This is a genomic window from Novosphingobium sp. SG919 (genome assembly GCF_012932495.1).
GTDB classification, from domain to species: Bacteria; Pseudomonadota; Alphaproteobacteria; order Sphingomonadales; family Sphingomonadaceae; genus Novosphingobium; species Novosphingobium rhizosphaerae.
In genome coordinates this window covers 133,856-151,647 of sequence record NZ_JABCNG010000006.1, presented here as the reverse complement: position 1 = coordinate 151,647, position 17,792 = coordinate 133,856, and the positions used below count along the sequence as shown (strand labels likewise).

The window sequence follows — 17,792 nt, the reverse complement described above, 5'->3', positions numbered from 1 at the left end:
GTCAGAGCGAAGACCGCAGAGCAACCTTCGTTTCATTGCCAGACAAGAGCAAAGGGAAGCGGTCTGCAAAGGCCTTCAAATCCTCATACGTCAGCAAAAATTTCGCCTTAACCGAACAAGGCTGATCATCATTATTATAAAATTCGGTGGCTAAATGAATCGTCGCTTGTAGTGTTCCCCTCAGATCATAGGGCTGAACGGAAATAAAAACATGAACTTGCTTGATTGATGTTGCATTATCATCCCAAAAACCACCCCGCAGACTGGGGGCGGATTCAGTCGTTATGGGGTAGTCTGAGCATGCTTTTGCAAATTCGAAGAGCGCTTTCGTTGAGAACCACGCTTCTCCGTGACCGTTAAAGCCGTTGACTTCGATTGAGACCAAAAGCTTGCCGCAACCGTCTTCGTCGGGCTCGAATTGAAATAAAACGAGATTTGAGCACGGTAAGCTCGTAAAGCCCTCGCGCCAGTTATCCTCGTCCAATTTAGACATCTGAATGTCCCAACCCTCGGGATGATCCCTGAATCCGGGTTGATCGTGCAAGCGCTCGATAGCGGCAGCAGCGGCCTCTCTGGACCGATAGGCGCCAATTAATTTCGCATCATCGGCATATTCGTCATCAGAGCGTGTATGATGAAGCAGAAAAACGCAATCCATATATTTGAAATTATTTGTTCATCTCCACGATTGCAACGTCAATTTTCAGCATGGTGGAGGCTGCGGCAAATGCGGCACTTTTAATCCTCCCGCTATGACGCCACGTACCAATCTCACCCGCACAGCGGTCGCCCGCTCCCCACTTCGAGGTGCAAGTGATCGCGGTGCGCGGCGTTGTAATCCGGGCTCAGCACGGTGCCAAAGCGCTTGCAGGCGCTGGTGTGCACCGCCCGAAGGAAGGCGCGGATTTGTGGGTCCTGGTCGTTCCAGTCGCGCAGCACGGTCACGCGGCGGCCGTCGGCCAGGAGGAAGCCGGAAATGTCGATGGCATTGGCCGTGGCGTGGGCGGAGCGGCGCGCGGTGCCGGCCACGTTGCGGCAGTTGTAGCTGCCCATCGTCTCCAGCTTGACCAGCGGGCTGCCCAGGATCTGCTGCGCGGCGCGGTCCACGCCGAACCGTGCCCAGCCTTGCAGGGCATTGGCCAGTTGGCAGGTCACCGGGCCGGCATTGGCCAGGCCCAGTTGCGCGCTGTCGCTGCGCAGATAGGCCAGGCGCACGCTGCCGATCGTGCTGCACCCCGCGCCGTAATACTGATCGGGCACCGGCACATAGCCGATGGCATTCTGGCGCAGCGAAACCATGCAGGCGCGCGTCGCCGCCGAATTGGGCACGGGCTGCACCACCGGGCGCGACACCATGCGCGCCGGGCGGCGCGGGCCGCGTGGAGCATCGACACAGCCGGCAAGGGCAATCACCGGCAGCATGGCCCAGGCAAGAAGAATGCGTCGTGCCATAAACTTAAGCCTGGCGCAGTCTTGGTTACTCCAGGGTAAATGGAAAGCCCGCAGATGCACTTGGGGGGTGTTTTTGCGACGAACCGCTGCGCAGCATTTTTTGCCATCCTGGCCGGAAGGTCGATTGACACGCCCGCCCACGCCCTTATGAGCGGCTCCGGGCCACGCGGTCCCAACGCCGCGCGTGCTCTCTGTGAGGAGAGTCTACATGACTGTTGGTATTCCCGCCGCAAAGCCGGCGCGTCCTTTCTTTTCCTCGGGTCCGTGCGCCAAGCCGCCGGGGTATTCTCTCGACAAGCTGCAAACCGAATCGCTGGGCCGTTCGCACCGTGCCAAGATCGGCAAGGTGCGCCTGCAACTCGCCATCGACCTGATGCGCGACGTGCTGCAGCTGCCCGCCACGCACCGCATCGGCATCGTGCCCGGTTCGGATACCGGCGCGTTCGAGATGGCGATGTGGACGATGCTGGGCGCCCGCGGCGTGACCACGCTGGCCTGGGAAAGCTTTGGCGAAGGCTGGGTGACCGACGCGGTCAAGCAGCTCAAGCTGGAGCCCACCGTGCTCCGCGCCGATTACGGCCAGCTGCCCGACCTTTCCAAGGTGGATTTTGCCGACGACGTGCTGTTCACCTGGAACGGCACCACCAGCGGCGTGCGCGTGCCCGATGGCGAATGGATCCCCGAGACCCGTGAAGGCCTGACCTTTGCCGACGCGACCAGCGCCGTGTTTGCCTATGACATTCCGTGGGACAAGATCGACGTTGCCACCTTCTCGTGGCAGAAGGTGCTGGGCGGCGAAGGCGCGCATGGCGTGCTGATCCTTGGCCCCCGCGCGGTCGAGCGCCTGGAAACCTACACCCCGGCCTGGCCGCTGCCCAAGGTGTTCCGCCTGGTGTCCAAGGGCAAGCTGGCCGAAGGCGTGTTCAAGGGCGAAACCATCAACACCCCCTCGATGCTGGCCGTGGAAGACGCGATCTTCGCGCTCGAATGGGCCAAGTCGGTCGGCGGGCTCGAAGGGCTCAAGGCGCGTTGCACCGCCAATGCCCACGCGCTCGACAAGATCGTGGCCGAGCGTTCGTGGCTGGGCCACCTGGCGGTCGACAGCGGCATCCGCTCGCGCACCTCGGTGTGCCTCACCGTCGAAGGGGCGGACGCCGACTTCATCAAGAAGTTTGCCGGCCTGCTCGAAAAGGAAGGCGCCGCCTTTGACATCGCGGGTTATCGCGATGCCCCGGCGGGCCTGCGCATCTGGTGTGGCGCCACGGTCGATACGGCCGATATCGCGGCGCTCGGCCCCTGGCTCGACTGGGCCTATGCCCAGCTGACCACGCCCGCCGAAGCCTGATCCGCATTTAGCGCCATTCCCACCACCCGTCGCGTCCGGTCAAATCCGGGGTGACGGGGCAGGGGGCGCACACTCCCCATTTCCAGCCGGCACACCGGCCGCGCGGCTATCGTGCCGTGCACCCATGGAGCAAAGACCATGACCAAGCCCAAGGTTCTCATTTCCGACAAGATGGACCCCAACGCCGCCCGCATTTTCCAGGAGCGTGGCTGCGACGTGGACGTGATCACCGGCAAGACGCCGGAAGAATTGAAGGCAATCATCGGCCAGTACGATGGCCTGGCGATCCGCTCGTCCACCAAGGTGACCAAGGAAATCCTCGAAGCCGCCACCAACCTCAAGGTTGTCGGCCGCGCCGGCATCGGCGTGGACAACGTCGACATTCCGGCCGCATCGGCCAAGGGCGTGGTGGTGATGAACACCCCGTTCGGCAACTCGATCACCACCGCCGAACACGCCATCGCCCTGATCTTCGCGCTCGCCCGCCAGCTGCCCGAGGCCGACCTTTCGACGCAGGCCGGCAAGTGGGAAAAGAACCGCTTCATGGGCGTGGAAGTGACCGGCAAGACGCTCGGCCTGATCGGCGCGGGCAACATCGGCTCGATCGTTGCCAGCCGCGCACTGGGCCTCAAGATGAAAGTCGTGGCGTTCGACCCGTTCCTCACCCCCGAGCGCGCGGTGGAAATGGGCGTGGAGAAGGCTGACCTGGAAACCCTGCTGGCCAAGGCGGACTTCATCACCCTGCACACCCCGCTGACCGACCAGACGCGCAACATCCTCTCGGCCGAAAATCTGGCCAAGACCAAGAAGGGCGTGCGCATCGTCAACTGCGCGCGTGGTGGCCTGGTCGATGAAAAGGCGCTCAAGGACCTGCTCGATTCCGGCCACATCGCCGGCGCCGCGCTCGACGTGTTCGAAACCGAACCGGCCAAGGACAGCCCGCTGTTCGGCACCCCCAACTTCATCTGCACCCCGCACCTGGGCGCTTCGACCACCGAAGCCCAGGTCAACGTGGCGCTGCAGGTGGCCGAACAGATGGCCGATTTCCTGGTGACCGGCGGCGTGACCAACGCGCTCAACATGCCCTCGCTCTCGGCCGAAGAAGCGCCCAAGCTCAAGCCTTACATGGCGCTGGCCGAAAAGCTCGGCACGCTGGTGGGCCAGCTGGCGCACGACAACCTGGCCAAGATCGCCATCGAAGTGGAAGGCGCCGCAGCCCAGCTCAACCAGAAGCCGATCACGGCGGCGGTGCTGACCGGCGTGATGAAGCAGTATTCCGACACCGTGAACATGGTCAACGCGCCGTTCCTGGCCAAGGAGCGCGGGCTCGACGTGCGCGAAGTGCGCCACGATCGCGAAGGCGAATACCGCACGCTGGTGCGCGTCACCGTCTCGACCAGCCAGGGCGACCGTTCGGTGGCCGGCACGCTGTTCGGCAACGGCCAGCCGCGCCTCGTCGAAATCTTCGGCATCGGCATCGAAGCCGATCTCGATGGCGACATGCTCTATATCGTCAACACCGACGCGCCGGGCTTCATCGGTTCGATCGGTACGCTGCTGGGCCAGTCTGGGATCAACATCGGCACGTTCCACCTGGGCCGCCGCGAAGCCGGTGGTGAAGCGGTGCTGCTGCTTTCGGTGGACAGTCCGGTGAACGAAGCCGTGCTCGCCGCCGCGCGCGAAATCCAGGGCGTGCGGGTGATCAAGGCGCTCAAGTTCTGATCGGCTCGGCCGTTCACATCACTTCAGGCCTGGCCTGAAAGGCAGGAAAGGGCGGTGCCTTGCGGCGCCGCCCTTTTTGTTGCGCGCCATGGTGGTGCGGCGGTCTTTCTGGAATATCACGACTTCTTCTTGATTTCCTTGGCGACCATCAGGTTGCCAGGAATGTTGAAGCGGATCGTTTCGCGGTTGGCGCTGCACGCCGCGCCGTTTTCCGGACGATAGCTCGCCTGATAGCGGGCCCTGCCCAGGATCGTTTGCGCGGCTTTGTCGAATACGAATGGCGGATAAGACGCCACCGCCCGCAGGGCCGCCGTGCGGCCATCGGCCTGGATATCGTATTCACTGCGCACCCAGCCTTCAAAGCCCCAGCGTGCCGCATCGGCGGGAAAAGCGCCGGCGCTGGTGTTGATGGCCGTCAGCGCAGGCTTGGGTCCGATCAATGCGCATTGTTCCTCGCTCAGGCCGGTGTCGGCAAACAGGCGCTGCGCCTCGTCCAAGCGACCTTTGCTGGCGGCGTCATTGGCCAGACGCAACAGCGCGAACTGCCGCAACGGATGGCGTGGGGGCAGGCCGGTATCGCTGGCCACGCGTTGCAGCACGGCCGTGGCGTTGGCTCGGTCGGCGGCCACCGGGCGCACCGGCAAGGCAAGGAGCAGGCTGGCGTTTCGTGCCAAGGGATCGGCGGCGATGGCCGGTTCCTCCGCCAGCGTCTGCAGCGCGGGATAGCCCCGCCCGCTTCGCGTGATCACCCGGTTTTCGGGTTTGTCCGAACGCACGATCCTCTCGCGCTGCCACGTCAACAGCACCCGCGCCTGGTTGCGCAAGGCCTGCGGCAATGCCGCGTCTTGGGCCAGCACCAGGCCGCGATCGATCGAGGCGAGCCTGTCGGCATCGGTGCGCAGGTCCATATCGGCCATGGCCACCCGGGCCACCAGTTCGCTGGCCTTGTCGCCGCTTTGCCGCGCGGCATCGGTTGCGGCCAGCCATGCGGGCCAAGTCTGGCGGTTCATCGGCAGCGCCAGGGCAGCCTGGCGCGCCCATGCGGTGATCGCCTCGTTCAGCGGTGCCGCTGGCGAAAGGCCGCCACCACCCCGGCTGCAACGCAATTCCACGCGTGCCGTGGAACGAAAGAACGCGGGCATCTTGGCCGCATCTTCGGGCTTCCAGCGCCAACTGGCTGCGGCGCGGGCAAAGGCCTGGGCCTTGGCATAGCTGCCCGTGCTGTAGAGAGTCTGGCTGCCCAGGACGTCGCCGCTCTCGCTGATCATCAATTGCACGATGGCCATGTCGTCGGGCTCGAGGCCGGTTTCCGGCCCGCAATCGGGCGAATCCATATCCGCCGCGCTGCCAAAGCTCGCACTGCCGGCGTGCCCGGCGCCGGAGTAGGCCATGTAGCGGCGTGCGTCTTCGATCTGGTTGTCGAGCAAGGCGGCCTGGGCCAAGTCCTGGCGCAGGCCGGCGTCGAACGCGCTGATATGGTCGTGCAGGCCGCCGGCCAGCTTCAGCGCGGTTTCAAGTTCGGCCTTGCCCGTCTTGACCTGGCCGCGATTGAGCCAGGTGCGGCCGAGCAGGAGGTGCCATTGCGCCAGCATGATCTTGTCGGGCGCCGGCTTGGCCGTCTCCAGCCGCAGCCCTTCGTTGGCCGCGTCGATCGATCGGTTGTCGCTGTCGAATGCCGTCAGCAGGGCAATGCGCTGCAGCGCGACGCTGCGCGCGCCGTCCTGTTGCAAGGCAAGCGCGGCATCAAAATGCGCGAGCGCCCCATCATGGTCCCAGCGGCTGGCTGCCAGAGTGCCCAGCATGATTTCTGCCTGGGCAATATCGATCGGCAGCTGGTCGGCATGCGGGCGCATCGCGGCAAGCGCGGCCAGGAGCAGGGACTCGCCCTGTTCGGCGTGGCCGGTGCGGACCTGGCAGGCGCCGCGCCGTGCGGCAATCACCACGGCTGGCAGGCTGCCCGGCTTCACGTGCGGATCGGCGGCCAGCGCGTCGAGCAGGGGCAGTGCCGTTGCGCAGTCGTCCTTGTCATAGGCGGCGGTTGCCGCGTCAAAGCGCTGCTGCAGCGTGTTTTGCGGCGCCGGTTGCGCAAGCGCCGCAGCGGCGGGGGCAAAGGCACTCAACAGCCACGTCGATCGATGGCGCAACACAGTTCTCCCGTGGCATTTACATGAATATTGCCGTCAAATACTATGAACTGATGACACACCTGTCCACGTCCATTGCCCGCTTCGGGGTGTCCTGTGGGCGGCTTGTCTTTGCCTTGCTTGCCGGCGGGTGCCTGTCTGCGCCCGGGGCGGGCGCGGCGCCGGCTCCTGCAGAGCAGGCGCCCAACCGCATCGTGCTTTTGGGGGCGCGATGGTGTGCGCCGTGCATGGCCGAATATGCCAACCTGCCTGCGCTGGTGCGGGCAGCCGCGCCCGATCGCATCGTGCTGGCCTGGATCGATCGCCCGATCGCGGCGCCACCGGGCCTGCAAGGCCAGGTGGACACGATGCCGCCGGCCGCCGCGCGCGAACTCGCCGAGCGCCGGCTGGGCGTGGGTTTCGGCCTGCCAGCTGCGGTGGCATCGGGAAGCGCCTGCCAGCCATGGCGCGGCCCGCTGCGCCCGGCCGACCTGCCGGCGTGGCGGGCGGCGTGCGCGGGCCAGCCGCGTTGACCGCTTGCATTGCCCGTCCTTCCGCGCCACGCGTTGCGGCCATGCGCACGCTGGACAACATCCTTTCCGATCGCGGCTCGAAATACGCGGTGTCGGGCGCGCCGTGCCACTCTGCCGAAGAAGCGCGCACGCTGCTCGACCAGCTCAAGACGATCAAGAAGTTTGCCAAGGCCACGCACAACACCTGGGGCCTGCTCTGCGCCCAGGGGCCGATCAAGCACGACGACGGCGAAAACGGCGCAGGCATGGTGATCGTACGCATGCTGGAACGCGCGGGATTGCAAGACCATCTCGTCATCGTCACGCGATGGTACGGTGGCAAGCATCTGGGCGGCGATCGCTTTCGCCATGTGCAGACGGCGGTTCGCGCCTATCTGGACAGCCTGTGATGGCCGGACCTTTATGCCCCGTGGTCCGTTGACGCCACACCCCGATCAAGGAAACCGCATGACCACCAATGTCCCCACTTCGCCCGCTGGCTGGCTGGCCCCGATGATCCCGCTGTGGAACCAGCAGATGCTGCTGGGCAGCGAGGCCGCCATGGTCATTACCCGGCGGATGTGGCTGGTGGCGCTCGCCGATCCGCGCGCCGCGGCCGAAAGCCAGCGAATGGTGGCCGAAAAGGTGGAAACCCTGGCGAAAGTCTGGTGGGACATGGCCTTGGCCCCGTCGCGCGCGCTGCTAGGCGGCAAGGCGATGCCAACCGCGCATGGCGAGGCGCGTCGGGCGGTACAGACCTATCGCCGCAAGGTGCGCGCCAACTTGCGGCGGCTGGGCCCGGTTTAGAGCGCGATGACAAAAAGCGGGCACCGGTTTTTGTCAAAAAATCGCGCTACAACAAATATCTAGAGTATGAAGGCGTTTCAACGAAACGGCATCATACTCTAAGGCTTTCGCGCCACTTTGACCAAGGCCCACCCCATCGCGCCGCTCAACGCGAGCGCGAGGGCAAGGCCGGTGGCTGCCCCCCATTCCGCACCCGCGCGCCCGCCAAGCAGGCCGCCCGCGATCAGGCCCAGGATGGGAAACAGCAGCAGGGCAAGACAACCGATCGCAACCATGGCCGGTGCCATGCCCCCGCAGCGATGAACCGCCGCTGAGCCGAAAGTGTCAGCTGACCATCGCGCGCAAGGCTTCGAAGCACGGGCCATCGATCGCCTTGCCCACTTCACCGGACATGATGTCGAGCGCGCGTTCCACTGGCATGGCGGCGCGATAGGGCCGATCGGCGGTCAGCGCGTCATAGAAATCGGCCACACTGATGATCCGCGCTTCGGTGGCGATGAGGCTTTGGTCCAGCCCGAGCGGATAGCCCTTGCCGTCGAGCCGTTCGTGGTGCGCGCCTGCCACGGCCGCCATGTCGCGCAAGGGGCCTATGCGCGAGAGGATTTCCGTGGTGTGGCTGGCATGGCTGCGCATTTCCACCCATTCGGTATCGTCGAGCTTGCCCGGTTTTTCCAGCACGCGGCTGGACACGGCGAGCTTTCCCACGTCGTGCAGCACGGCTGCCCGGCGCAGCGCCCGCAGGTCCGTCTCGCGCACGCCCATCGCCCGGCCCAGCGCCGTGGCATAGCGGCCCACGCGGCAGGAATGCCCGCCGGTATATGGGCTCTTGGCATCGATCACGGCGCCAAAGGCATCGGCAATATCGTCGAGGTAGTCCTCGTCCACCGCCACGCGGGCCTCTTCGGGTTCCAGCGCGCGGACGTGCAATTCCAGTGCCGGGTCGTTGCAATGGCTCCAGAAGCCAGGCCGCGTGCTCACTTTCAGGAACGCGTCGACCAGTTCGGGATCGAGCCAGGTGCCCCGCCGCGCGCGCACTTCGGCCTCGGCCGCCTCGGGCCCGGCAGCCTTCTGGAACACGTCGGCAATCTGGCCAAGCAAGGCCAGGCGGGCCGCCAGGGGAATGGCCTGCCCGGCCACGCCCAGCGGCTTGCCGCCGCCGTCCCAGTGTTCATCGAGAGCGGCGATGGCGGCGGCGACGCTTTCGGGAAAGCGCAATTGCCGGGCGATCGTCGCGCCACGCGTGCAGCGGGTCTGGATCAGGTCGGTGGCGATGCGGCTGCCGTCGCGCAGGATCGTGGCGATCGCGCGCATCCGGGCCGATAGGGGCTCACCGGCGCCCGTGCGCCGGAAGACAAACCCGAGCGTGGGGCCAAGCCCCTGGCCGATCAGCTTGAATTCCTGTTTGAACGTGCGATCGTCGGCCAGGTAGAGTTCGGCAATGCGCGCGGCATTGCTGGAACAGCCCAGGTCCTTGAGCAAGGTGGCATAATAGATCGTGCGCCGCTCCGCCGGGGCGAGGCCCAAGGCGATTGCTACCTGGCTGGCGATCCAGCAGGCGCGTAGCGAATGGCCCGCCGGCTGGCCTTCGGTCAGGTCGAGGGCATAGGAGAATGCCCCCAGGATTTCGCTGAGCGAAGTTGTGGCCACCGTGGGCCTGGCAAAATCGAATTCCTGCGCGAAAGCATGGCGCATGGGCGGCCCCCGTTGATCGTTGTCGCCAGATTGGTGGCACGATTCGCGTTAAAGCCGCGTTTGCGTGGCCCACTGTCTTTGGGGCATGGCGGCCACGAAAAAGGGCGGCCCTGGCCGGGCCGCCCTCGTTGGATTTGCCGATGATTGACGGCTTACCAGTTCACGCCCAGGCGCGCGTAAAGATAGCGCCCGCCGAACCCGAACGGGGAGAAGAACGGGAACGCCACCCCGCCATTGGTGGCCAGGATGCTGGCAGGCACCTTGTCGGGGTAGATGTCGAACAGGTTGTTGGCGCCCAGGCTGATCGTCGCCTTGTCCAGCAGCTTGTAGCGCAGTTCCAGGTCGGCAATCGCGCGCTGGCCGGTGAACAGGTCGCTCGCGGCCGTGCTCGCCGGTTCGATGATGTTGCCGTAATAGCTGACGCGCGCGGTGGCGCCCAGCTTGCCCAGCGTCCAGTCCAGCGTGCCCACCACCTTTTCACCCGGCGTGCCGTTGGTGATGGTGATGATGCGCTGGCGTGCGAACAGCGCCGTAGTGCCCACCGTGTTGGCGGGCACGCTGTCCACCGTCACCTTGTTGATGTTCCCGGCCACGGTGAAATCGAACGTGCCGATGGCAGCCGTGCGATGGCGATAGTGCGCCACGGCGTCGATCCCCTGCGCGGTGGTATGGATGCCATTGACGAAGAAGCGCGCGGCGGAAACGTCATACTGCAACTGGTCGGCCGCGCTCAGGTTGAGGTTTTCCGAAAGGCCCAGCCCATCGCGCACCTTGATCAGGTAGCCGTCCACCGTCAGGTCGAACCCGCCCACGCGCACCACCGCGCCGGCCGAGAAGTTGACCGACTTTTCCGGGCGCAGCGCCTGGCCGCCCAGCGACTTGGCCACCGCGCTGGTCGACGGGAAGGTGCCGGTTTCGACGATGTTGCTGCCCACCAGCACCGACGAGGTGGAGGTGAAATACTGCTGTTGCAGCGAAGGCGCGCGGAACCCGGTGGACACCGCGCCGCGCAGCGCGAACCAACGGGTGAAATCGGCGCGGGCCGAAACCTTGCCCGTGGCGATGTCGCCAAAGTCGGAATAGTGTTCGCCGCGCACCGCCGCGCCGAGGGTCAGCACCTTGGGCAGCTTGGCTTCAAGGTCCAGGTAGGCGGCATTGCTTACCCGGCTCACCCGCAGCGCATTGCCCGGCTGGAAGCCGGGGAAGCCCTGCGCGCCACCGGTCAGCGCGGTCGAGGCGCCATCGGCGCGGATGTAGGAGGCTTCCTCGCCGGCATTGATGCGATAGCCTTCGCGGCGGCCTTCCACGCCCCACGCCACGTTCAGGCTGGTGCCACCCAGGTCATAGGCGCGGCTCGCATCGATGCCGCCCACCCACTGGTCATAGATCAGCGCGCCGTCATAGAAATTGGTCGGCGAGGCGGCGCCCAGCGTGGAATTGATCGAATTGAGCGTGCGGAAGTCCAGGCGGTTGCGGCCATAGGACAGCTTGATCGTGGCATCCCATTCGCCCCACTTGCCCTTGAGGCCGGTGGTCGCGGTCAGGTCCTTGGACCGCACGTTGATCAGCGGCAGGAACCCATCGGGATAGACCGAGGTCACGTTGTTCACGTTCGACGGGTTGCGGGCAAAGGCGGCGCTGGTGCTGTCGCGGAACTGGTAGCCGCCGAACAGGAACGCGCTCCACCCGCTGTCGCCCAGCGGCAGCGAGGAGTTGATATAGCCGGTGCCCTGCTGCACCTTGGGATCGCCCAGGCGCGAGCGCACCTTGTTGGGCGTGTCGCGGGTGTCGAGGTCGGAACGGTTGGTGGCCAGGCGGTTGAGGTATTCGCCCGTCACGGTCAGGAAACCGCCGTTGTTGCCCAGCTTCAGGCCCTGCCATGCGCTGACGTTCAGCGTATCGCCATCGGTGATGTGGCGCGAGGAACGCGCGCCGTTGAACTGCGTATCATAAAGGCCATAGCTGACCACCGCGCCGCCGCCGTGATCGGCTTCGCGCAGGCGCATGTTGACCACGCCGGCAATCGCGTCGGACCCATATTGCGCCGATGCGCCATCGCGCAGCACTTCGACCGAGCCCAGCGCGAGCGTGGGAATGGTGTTGAGATCGACCGCGGCCGAGCCACGGCCGATCGAGCCGCCCAGGTTGACCAGCGCCGAGGCATGGGCGCGCACGCCGTTGATCAGCACCAGGGTCTGGTCGGGCGAAAGACCACGCAGCGTCGCGGGACGGATCGAGTCGGTACCGTCAACCGCCGAGGAGCGGGGGAAATCGATCGAGGGGGCGATATTGGCAATCGCGGCGCCCAGTTCGGTGGTGCCCTGGCGAGTCAAGGCTTCGGCGGTCAGCACGTCGACCGGGGCGACGGTGTCCAGCTTGGTGCGGTTCTGCGCGCGGGTGCCGGTCACCACGATCTGCGTGTCGGGTTGCTCGGCGGCCTGTTCTGCGGCTGGGCCTTCATCGGCGGCAAAGGCCGGCTGTACCGCGGCAAGCGGCAGGGCCAGCGCGGCACCAGCCAGGAAGACGTAACGATTGGTAATAGTCATGCAAAACCCCGTGACGAACAATTTGCGCTGATCTTTCCGTTCTTTGGCGGCCTTGGTCAGCGTCAATGGCGCTCTAGGGTCGCCATCGGGGCAACGACAATTTGAAATTTGTCATGTGCCGGTATTTCGAATGTCATGTGGCGCCGGGGCAACGGCGGCCGGCATCGCCGTGGATTTGCGCGTGGCTTTTTCCCTACCCGCCAAGGGCCAATGCCGCTAAAGGCGCGGGCCATGGACACCAGCGATCCCGATCTCCTGCCAGAAGGCCTCGAAGACCGCCTGCCGCGTGGCGCGGCGGCCGCCACGCGCGTGATGCGCACCATCCACGGCGTGATGGAAGGCCACGGCTATGACCGTGTGCTTCCCCCGATGATCGAGTTCGAGCGCTCGCTGGCCAGCCGCATGGCCGGGATCAGTTCGCGCCGCATGTTCCGTTTCGTCGATCCGCAAAGCTTGCGGATGATGGCCCTGCGCAGCGACATCACGCCCCAGATCGGCCGCATCGCCGGCACGCGCCTGGCCGCCGCGCCGCGTCCGTTGCGCCTGTGCTATGCCGGGCAGGTGGTGACGATCAAGGGCGCCGGGCTCGATCCCGCGCGCGAAAAGCTGCAGTGCGGCGCCGAACTGATCGGGGCCGACAATGTCGCCGCCGCCGCCGAAGTGGTTGCCGTGGCGATCGAGGCGCTCCAGGCGGCCGGGGCCAAGGGTGTCAGCGTCGATTTCACCCTGCCCGACCTGGTCGATACCCTGGCGGAAAAGGCCCTGCCGCTCGGGCCCGGTCAGATCGACGCCGTGCGCCGTGAACTCGATACCAAGGATGCCGGCGGCCTGGTGGAGGCGGGTGGCGAGGCCTATGTGCCGCTACTCTACGCAACCGGCGATTTCGATACTGCGATCGAGAAACTGGCTGCCATCGATGCCGGTGGGGCGCTGGCCGGGCGCATCGCCGCCCTGCGCGAAATTGCCCTGCGCCTGGATGGTCGCGCGCGCCTCACGCTCGATCCCTCGGAACGGCATGGCTTCGAATATCAGTCGTGGTTCGGTTTCGTGCTCTATGCCGATGGCGTGCGCGGCGCGTTGGGCCGGGGCGGCACCTATCGCATCGCCGCGCCGGATGGGGGGGAAGGGGAAGTGGCCACCGGCTTCTCGCTCTATCCCGATGCCCTGATCGACCTGATCGCCAGTGCCGAACCCCCGGCCGACAAGCTGTTCCTGCCGCTAGGCCACGATCGCGCTGCCGCCGACCGGCTGCGCGCCATCGGCTGGCGCACGGTGGCGGCGCTCAGCGAGGCGGACGAGGCCGTGTCGCTTGGCTGTACCCATGTGCTTGGCTCGCAAGGGCCCCAGGCGCTGTAAAGCGGCTGCCCTGCTCTTGACTCGCGCGGGGCGGTGCCACTAGGGCGCCACCCGCACACATCCTTGCGCGTCTACGCGCCCAACCCACCCGCTGCGCCGAGTCCTGTCGAAGGGCGCTGTTCGGGTCCACCTGGCAGGTGGAGGAGTGTATCTGTGGCAAATGTAACCGTGATCGGCGCCCAATGGGGCGATGAAGGCAAAGGCAAGATCGTCGATTGGCTGGCCAGCCGGGCTGACGCCGTCGTGCGCTTCCAGGGCGGGCACAACGCCGGCCACACGCTGGTGGTGGGTGAACAGGTCTACAAGCTTTCGCTGCTGCCCTCGGGCATCGTCACCGGCACGCTGTCGATCATCGGCAATGGTGTGGTGCTCGATCCCTGGGCGCTCAAGGCCGAGATTGAAAAGCTGACCGCGCAGGGCGTGGAAATCAACGCCGACAATTTCGCCATTGCCGACAATTGCCCACTGATCCTGCCGCTGCACCGCGATCTCGATGGCCTGCGCGAGGCGGCGGCGGGCGCCGGCAAGATCGGCACCACCGGGCGCGGCATCGGCCCGGCCTATGAAGACAAGGTCGGCCGCCGCGCCATCCGCGTGTGCGACCTGGCGCACCTCGGCGCGCTCGATGCGCAGCTCGATCGCCTCTGTGCCCATCACGATGCCCTGCGCGCCGGCTTTGGCCAGCCGCCGGTCGATCGCGCCGCCCTGCTCGAAGAGCTCAAGGCGATCGCACCCTATGTGCTGCAATTTGCCCAGCCGGTGTGGAAGCGCCTGAATGCCGTGCGCAAGGCCGGCGCGCGCATCCTGTTCGAAGGCGCGCAGGGCGTGCTGCTCGATGTGGACCACGGCACTTATCCGTTCGTCACTTCGTCCAACACCGTGTCGGGCACGGCGGCTTCGGGTTCGGGCCTGGGCCCGGCGGCCACCGGCTTCGTGCTGGGCATCGTCAAGGCCTATACCACCCGCGTCGGCTCCGGCCCGTTCCCCACCGAACTGGCCGATGACGTGGGCCAGCGCCTGGGCGAACGCGGCCATGAATTCGGCACCGTCACTGGCCGCAAGCGCCGCTGTGGCTGGTTCGACGCCGTGCTCACCCGCCAGTCCTGCGCCATTTCCGGCGTTACCGGCATCGCGCTGACCAAGCTCGACGTGCTCGATGGCTTCGACAAGGTGAAAATCTGCATCGGCTATCGTCTCAACGGCAAAGTGCTGGACTATTTCCCCAGCCATGCTGCCGACCAGGCCAATGTCGAACCGATCTACGAGGAAATGGACGGCTGGCACGGCACCACCGCCGGTGCGCGCTCGTGGGCCGATCTGCCCGCCCAGGCGATCAAGTACATCCAGCGCGTGCAGGAACTGATCGAAACGCCCGTGGCGCTGGTCAGCACCTCGCCCGAGCGTGAAGACACCATCCTCGTGCGCGATCCCTTCGTGGATTGATCGCCCGAAACGCGGCGATAGGATGGCGCCCATGCGTCGCCCTCTTGTCCTGCTGATCGGATTGTTGGCGGCGGCAGGCCTGTGGGCCTTGCCGCCGCTGTTGTTTCGCGCGCCAGCCCGTGCCCAGGATGCGGGGGAGGTGGCGCGGGTGCGCGTGGAAAAGGCGGCCCGGCGCCTGGTCCTGCTCGATGAAAACGACCAGCCCTTGCGCGTGTTCACCGGCATCCAGCTTGGCCCCAACCCGATCGGCCCCAAGCATTTCCAGGGCGATGGCCGCACGCCCGAAGGCCATTACACCATCGATCGCGGCAATCCACGCAGCGCCTATCACCTCTCGCTGCACATCTCCTATCCCGACGCGGCGGATCGGGCCTTTGCCCAGGCGGCGGGAAAGCCGCCGGGCGGCGACATTTTCCTCCATGGCCAGCCCAATTTCATGGGGCCGGCGCGGGCACCGGGGGACTGGACCGAAGGCTGCATCGCGCTCACCAACTCCGAAATCGAGGAAATCTGGCAGCGCGTGGGCGACGGAACGCCGATCGACCTGATGCCGTGAGGCGCGCAGCTTGATCCAAAACCGAGGTATCTGGCGTTGACCTGATCCCGCTTTGTTCCGCAGATGTTCGTATACGCGGTTTTACGGAGTGGGGGCAAACATGGGGCAATCGGCAGCGCGTTTCGATTATGGGCTTCCTGGCGATGGCGGGGCAGCAAACGACCGGGTGCAGGAACGCCCGCTCGGTTGGGGCCAGGAAGGGCGCGGGATCAATCCCTTGGCGGTTTCGATCTTCGCCGATCGCGGCTATCTGCGCGCCGAAATGGCAGAGGATGCCGCCGCCGCCGGCCTGCGGGTCGCACAGACCAGCGATCTGGAACGGCTGGTGGCCGATGCCGCCTCGCCTGCGCTGGGCGATGTCGTGCTGGTCGATTGCCCGGTGATCGACGGTCTGGAACTGGCGGCGCTTTCGCGCCTGGACAGCCGCGCCGCGCAAAGCGGCTCGCAACTGGTGGTATCCACCAGCATCGGCTCGCTCGACGATGTCTATGGCTGCCTCGACCAGTCCGAAGCGCAGATTCTCGTCACGCCCAGCCGGGCCGAACGGGTGATCGCCATGGGCCGCGTGCTGGCCCGCACCGGCAACCGCGTGCGCGAACTGGGGGAGGAAGACCGCCTCACCCTGCTGCGCCTGACCGAGCAGGTGACCAACATCGCCGCCCGGCTGGAACAGCTGTCTTCGGGCAACAATGTCGATGCGGAAAGCGCCTCGGCGTTCCGCTTCAACGGTGAAAGTGGCGAAGCCGGCCCGGCCAAGCTCGACGAAGGCACCGATCGCCTGGTGCGCACCGCGCGCCCGCCGCTGCCCGATCCCCGCCTGGTGCGCAAGATCATCCGCCAGCGCCAGTTGCGCGCCCGCTTCTTTGAAGGCGATCTGTTCGCCGATCCGGCGTGGGACATGCTGCTCGATCTCACCGCCGCCCGCGTCGAACACGTGCGCGTCTCGGTCACCTCGCTGTGCATCGCCTCGGGCGTACCCCCCACAACGGCCCTGCGCTGGATCGGCCAGATGACCGACGCCGGCCTGCTCCAGCGCGTGGACGACGAAACCGACCGCCGCCGCGCTTTCATCACCCTCACTGACAAAGCCGCCGACGCCATGGCCCGCTACTTCGCCGAACTGGGCTCCAGCGCCAACGCCCTGGTGTAAAAGCAAAAGGCCCCCTTCTCTTCAAAGCGAGGGGTTGGGGGTGGTGCGAGATAGGGAGCTGCGCTAGACGGCGGCGCGCTGTTGTGCCGTGACTTCGCAGCAAACGGACTTGCGGCCTCAGGGCATCCGCCTTTAGGTGGCAGTCATCCCATACTGGCGATGGTGATGGAGGCTACCGACCAGAGCCGATCGTTCAAATCAGCCAACTCAAACGTCAGCTCCTGACAGAAGCTGCCAATGGAATGCCCTGTAGCGGGTCGTCAGAAAGACGCCCCGCTACAGGGCATTCAGCGTGATCTCGCGCGACAACAAACGCGGTCATCGCTATGCAGATGAAGCACATGACCCTCATGATGTGACGGCCGTAACCGTGACTATGACTTGGTTTACAAAAAACCCAGCGGTTGACAAAAATATAAAAAAGCCCATTGTGCCGACAGCGCGAGCAGGATTGGGGTACGTAGTGGCAAAGTTTTATCCGTGGGAGTATCACCCGGACCTCACCGAGGAGCGGCTTAAGATTGTTGCTGCGATGCTGGTCGATGGTCGTCACGCCGCGCTCGAGCGGTACGATGAAGAGGCCGGGGACAATGGCTGGACTCATGGATGCCGTGCCTTCCAGTTTTGTCGGCATCGTGTGCTCCAGGCGATCGACAGCGGCGAGCTTGTCTGGCTGACAGCGATTGATCGGACGCTCCAACTAATCTTCAAGATCGGCGACGTGCCCGTGCGGATTTATAGGGGCGACGCCGAGGAGCCGACTGATCGGACGCTGAAGCAGAGTTTCGGCGAACGGCGCCAACTTGAAATCCTGTTCCACGAGCATGATGAGGGCCGCGACTTGGCCTACCGTTTTGCGGTTGAGACCGACATAGACGGTAGCGTGCTCGCGGTGAAGTTTGTCGGCCTGCGTGGCGAGTCTGCCGTGCTGATTTGGGATGTGCCGCTAGATGGCTTGTCTGGCTTCGCCGGATCGGTCGGTCGTGCGGCGACGGAGAGTGTCGAGCTCGCGCCCCCGAGCGTTGGTCTGCGTACCGACGACGACATCGCGGAAGACACCGCGGGCATCTGACGCCGGAACGGTTGAT

At 65.5% G+C, this 17,792-nt stretch carries 16 protein-coding genes; 10 read left to right on the top strand and 6 right to left on the bottom strand.

Annotated elements, in window-relative coordinates:
- Nucleotide 1 precedes the first annotated feature (1 nt).
- Both FHT19_RS24300 and FHT19_RS20810 read right to left on the bottom strand, forming a co-directional pair.
- Nucleotides 2-658, bottom strand: a complete 657-nt coding sequence (locus tag FHT19_RS24300; RefSeq protein ID WP_211185024.1) for a hypothetical protein — start codon at nucleotides 656-658, stop codon at nucleotides 2-4.
- A gap of 113 nt (nucleotides 659-771) precedes the next feature.
- Nucleotides 772-1,452, bottom strand: a complete 681-nt coding sequence (locus tag FHT19_RS20810) for an extensin family protein (protein WP_169476645.1) — start codon at nucleotides 1,450-1,452, stop codon at nucleotides 772-774.
- Between the two features lie 208 nt (nucleotides 1,453-1,660).
- On the opposite strand from FHT19_RS20810, the gene FHT19_RS20805 reads away from it, so the two are divergent.
- Complete coding sequence (locus FHT19_RS20805) at nucleotides 1,661-2,797, top strand: phosphoserine transaminase (protein WP_169476644.1); 1,137 nt, start codon at nucleotides 1,661-1,663, stop codon at nucleotides 2,795-2,797.
- 138 nt (nucleotides 2,798-2,935) lie between these two features.
- Nucleotides 2,936-4,519, top strand: a complete 1,584-nt coding sequence (gene serA / locus FHT19_RS20800; RefSeq protein WP_169476643.1) for a phosphoglycerate dehydrogenase — start codon at nucleotides 2,936-2,938, stop codon at nucleotides 4,517-4,519.
- Nucleotides 4,520-4,635: 116 nt separating this feature from the next.
- On the opposite strand, the gene FHT19_RS20795 is transcribed toward serA, so the two are convergent.
- On the bottom strand, nucleotides 4,636-6,639 hold the full coding sequence (locus FHT19_RS20795) for an energy transducer TonB (protein ID WP_169476642.1): 2,004 nt from the start codon (nucleotides 6,637-6,639) through the stop codon (nucleotides 4,636-4,638).
- 47 nt (nucleotides 6,640-6,686) lie between these two features.
- On the opposite strand from FHT19_RS20795, the gene FHT19_RS20790 reads away from it, so the two are divergent.
- The 3 genes from FHT19_RS20790 to FHT19_RS20780 are packed head-to-tail and all read left to right on the top strand — an operon-like array spanning nucleotide 6,687 to nucleotide 7,961.
- Nucleotides 6,687-7,175: a hypothetical protein gene (locus FHT19_RS20790; protein WP_169476641.1), complete on the top strand. Its 489-nt coding sequence runs from the start codon at nucleotides 6,687-6,689 to the stop codon at nucleotides 7,173-7,175.
- 41 nt (nucleotides 7,176-7,216) lie between these two features.
- Nucleotides 7,217-7,564 (top strand): YigZ family protein, encoded by a 348-nt coding sequence (locus tag FHT19_RS20785; protein ID WP_169476640.1) that lies wholly within the window; start codon nucleotides 7,217-7,219, stop codon nucleotides 7,562-7,564.
- Between the two features lie 58 nt (nucleotides 7,565-7,622).
- Nucleotides 7,623-7,961: a hypothetical protein gene (locus FHT19_RS20780; RefSeq protein WP_211185023.1), complete on the top strand. Its 339-nt coding sequence runs from the start codon at nucleotides 7,623-7,625 to the stop codon at nucleotides 7,959-7,961.
- A 98-nt stretch (nucleotides 7,962-8,059) separates the two neighbouring features.
- Here FHT19_RS20780 and FHT19_RS20775 read toward each other — a convergent pair whose 3' ends face one another.
- The 3 genes from FHT19_RS20775 to FHT19_RS20765 all read right to left on the bottom strand — a co-directional run bounded on the left by FHT19_RS20775 (nucleotide 8,060) and on the right by FHT19_RS20765 (nucleotide 12,199).
- The gene (locus FHT19_RS20775) at nucleotides 8,060-8,236 is read right to left on the bottom strand and encodes a hypothetical protein (RefSeq protein ID WP_169476639.1); all 177 of its coding nucleotides are present in this window, start codon (nucleotides 8,234-8,236) and stop codon (nucleotides 8,060-8,062) included.
- A gap of 49 nt (nucleotides 8,237-8,285) precedes the next feature.
- Nucleotides 8,286-9,653, bottom strand: coding sequence for an HD domain-containing phosphohydrolase (locus FHT19_RS20770; protein WP_169476638.1), 1,368 nt, complete (start codon nucleotides 9,651-9,653; stop codon nucleotides 8,286-8,288).
- Between the two features lie 152 nt (nucleotides 9,654-9,805).
- Nucleotides 9,806-12,199 carry a TonB-dependent receptor gene (locus FHT19_RS20765; RefSeq protein WP_169476637.1) on the bottom strand — a complete coding sequence of 798 codons (2,394 nt, stop codon included), beginning with the start codon at nucleotides 12,197-12,199 and terminating at the stop codon, nucleotides 9,806-9,808.
- A 231-nt stretch (nucleotides 12,200-12,430) separates the two neighbouring features.
- Here FHT19_RS20765 and FHT19_RS20760 point away from each other — a divergent pair, with 231 nt between their 5' ends.
- The 5 genes from FHT19_RS20760 (at nucleotide 12,431) to FHT19_RS20740 (ending at nucleotide 17,776) form a co-directional block, all read left to right on the top strand.
- Entirely contained in the window at nucleotides 12,431-13,555 is a 1,125-nt protein-coding gene (locus FHT19_RS20760; protein ID WP_169476636.1) for an ATP phosphoribosyltransferase regulatory subunit, read from the top strand.
- 153 nt (nucleotides 13,556-13,708) lie between these two features.
- Nucleotides 13,709-14,998, top strand: coding sequence for an adenylosuccinate synthase (locus FHT19_RS20755; RefSeq protein ID WP_169476634.1), 1,290 nt, complete (start codon nucleotides 13,709-13,711; stop codon nucleotides 14,996-14,998).
- A gap of 31 nt (nucleotides 14,999-15,029) precedes the next feature.
- A complete protein-coding gene (locus FHT19_RS20750; protein WP_169476633.1) occupies nucleotides 15,030-15,554 on the top strand; it encodes a L,D-transpeptidase family protein in 525 nt (174 codons plus the stop codon).
- Nucleotides 15,555-15,654: 100 nt separating this feature from the next.
- A complete protein-coding gene (locus FHT19_RS20745; protein WP_168556427.1) occupies nucleotides 15,655-16,704 on the top strand; it encodes a winged helix DNA-binding protein in 1,050 nt (349 codons plus the stop codon).
- A 292-nt stretch (nucleotides 16,705-16,996) separates the two neighbouring features.
- Entirely contained in the window at nucleotides 16,997-17,776 is a 780-nt protein-coding gene (locus tag FHT19_RS20740; RefSeq protein WP_169476631.1) for a hypothetical protein, read from the top strand.
- Nucleotides 17,777-17,792 lie beyond the last annotated feature (16 nt).